Below are 2,428 nucleotides of genomic sequence, written 5' to 3' on the forward strand. Positions count from 1 at the left end.
AATCCTATTCAAACCAAAGAACAGGCTGCTGAAATGATCCAATTTATCAGGCAACAATACGTAGATAACGGTATTGGTCGGTGGTCGATAATTGATAAACAAACCAACAACTTCCTGGGTTGGGCCGGCTTAAAATTGATCACGGAGTCAATCAATAACCACATCAACTACCTCGACCTGGGTTACCGGTTAATGAGAAAATACTGGGGACAGGGCATTGCTACGGAAGCAGCCCGCGCCTCGCTGGCCTATGCTTTTAATGAAATGCAAGCCTCTGCCGTTTACGCAATAACCGACAGCAATAATGCCGCTTCTCATCATGTGCTGCTCAAAGCAGGTCTGCATTTTATCCAAAAGTTCGAATATCATGGCTTTACACATAACTGGTATAAAATTGACCGGGAAGCGTTTGAGACAAGTGCTAATTAGCCTGTTTTTCAATAAATTTGCCTCAAAAATCAAATTGTATGGCGCTCAGATCATCTTTCTCCATTCTTCCTCCGCCCGCTATTTAACAGGCAAATCACTGTCGGTTAAATAGATCCCTTGCATTTATTGCAATAGCCATCTCATTACAGGTAATGGGACCTCAGTTGTTTTGTCTGTTCCCGCTTACGATTCCACTTTATAATAGTCAAAACAACGAATAGACAATGTCTAAATATATTCTTATGGTTTTTGCCGGAGCATGCAGCTACGGTATTCTTTCTTCTTTGGCTAAGCTCTCGTATGCAGAAGGTTTTAATGCGGCCCAGGTGTCCTTTGTTCAGGCATTATTGGGCGCCGGTGTGCTTTGGGTTATTGTTTTTTTCCAGAAAAAAAAGACAGCACTCATCTCTGCAAAGAACTGGTTGCTTTTATTATTGACAGGCGCCGCCATCGGGTTAACCACTTTTCTTTACTACCTGTCGGTAAAATACATCCCAGCTTCCATCGCCATTATTATGCTGATGCAATTTACCTGGATCACCGTATTGCTCGACTGGTACCTGCTAAAAAACAGGCCTGGTAAGCGGCTATTAATTTCCATTGCATGTATACTTATTGGAACCATGCTGGCAACAGGCGGCATTACGGCGGCAACCGCGCTTTCATTAAAAGGCATTTGTATTGCCTTTGCCTCAGCGCTTTTATATGCCCTTTATATCGTTGCCAATAGCAAGGTGGGGAAAGATATTCCTGACATAAAAAGAAGCGCCATTACGGTAACAGGGGCTGCTGTCAGCATTTTACTTATAAATTGTCACCAATTAACAAGCGGTCTTCCGCTGACAAGTGATTTTTTTAAATGGACAGGTCTGCTGGCATTATTCGGCACCATCATTCCACCCGTGCTGTTTGCCAAAGGCATTCCTAAAATCGGTGCATCGGTAAGCTCGGTGCTAATGGTGGCTGAAATGCCCGTAGCCATCATATGTGCTTCTCTCTTGCTGAAAGAACAAATTCATTGCATGCAGTGGATAGGCATAACCATCATGCTTTGCGCCATTGTTTACCTGAATATGCACAGCAGGGATAAATAGGGAAAAAAGTGCAAGTTTTCGGGAAAAGAGCGCATGATGGAAGGGCCTTTTGTTTTGCAATTTTACATCGTCAATAACGACGAAAACAAATCAAAAACTTAATAACAATGAAAACTTTCACAGTTCCCACAAGAGAAAACGTTACCGAAGCTAACCAAGCCATTTTTGATACCCTGAAAAAGAAAATAGGTAAAGTCCCCAACCTGTTTGCGACAATGGCTTATTCAAAAAATGCGTTGGGTGCTTATTTGTCCCTGTCAGGCGGCCCTTATTCCTTAACGGCAAAAGAAAAAGAAGTAGTTAATCTGGCCGTTAGCCAGGCAAATGGTTGTGAATACTGTTTAGCCGCCCACACTGCTATTGGCAAATTAAATGGCTTTACTGACGATCAAATACTGGAGATCCGCAGCGGCGCCGTTTCATTCGATGGTAAATACAACGCCCTGGCTGCTTTGGCTAAAAGCTTTGTTGGGAATTTTGGTAAAGCCAGTGAGGATGCAGTTAATAACTTTTTCGAAGCGGGTTATAACAATGAAAACCTGGTTGATACCATCATTTTAATTGGTGATAAAACAATCACCAACTACCTGTATGCTGTCACCAACGTACCGCTTGATTTTCCTGCAGCCCCTGCCCTACCTGCCACCGTTGCTTAATATAACACACTCCATATAAACACGAAGTCCTCCCGATTCATCGGGAGGGCTCCTCTCCTGACATGTAACTGATTACCGTTCGAGTTTAAAGCCCGGTTCAAGTCGTGGGCGACTGGCCGCATTTGCTACACTAAAGCCGGTGGCATACATCCAGCGGGTCATCTTTGTGAGCTTTTCTATATTAATTGTTGATGCTTCATCGCCCGGGGTATGATACAACGGATGTGGCAACGTACTGAAAAATATGGC

General features: G+C 43.5%; 3 protein-coding genes. All 3 read left to right on the top strand.

The annotated features are described in order from the left end of the window. Positions 1-429, top strand: a 429-nt coding sequence (locus tag ACJ751_RS08380) for a GNAT family N-acetyltransferase (RefSeq protein ID WP_407745041.1), incomplete at its 5' end; no start/stop codon positions are given. 224 nt (positions 430-653) lie between these two features. Then, the gene (locus ACJ751_RS08385) at positions 654-1,523 is read left to right on the top strand and encodes an EamA family transporter (protein ID WP_407745042.1); all 870 of its coding nucleotides are present in this window, start codon (positions 654-656) and stop codon (positions 1,521-1,523) included. A 107-nt stretch (positions 1,524-1,630) separates the two neighbouring features. Then, positions 1,631-2,179 (top strand): carboxymuconolactone decarboxylase family protein, encoded by a 549-nt coding sequence (locus tag ACJ751_RS08390; protein ID WP_407745043.1) that lies wholly within the window; start codon positions 1,631-1,633, stop codon positions 2,177-2,179. The last annotated feature ends 249 nt before the right edge of the window (positions 2,180-2,428 follow it).

The organism is Niastella sp. (assembly GCF_045805085.1).
In the GTDB taxonomy this organism is placed as follows: domain Bacteria; phylum Bacteroidota; class Bacteroidia; order Chitinophagales; family Chitinophagaceae; genus Niastella.

Coding starts and splice junctions, on each gene's coding strand:
- ACJ751_RS08385 (WP_407745042.1), top strand. CDS start 654: ATGTCTAAATATATTCTTATGGTTTTTGCCGGAGCATGCAGCTACGGT.
- ACJ751_RS08390 (WP_407745043.1), top strand. CDS start 1,631: ATGAAAACTTTCACAGTTCCCACAAGAGAAAACGTTACCGAAGCTAAC.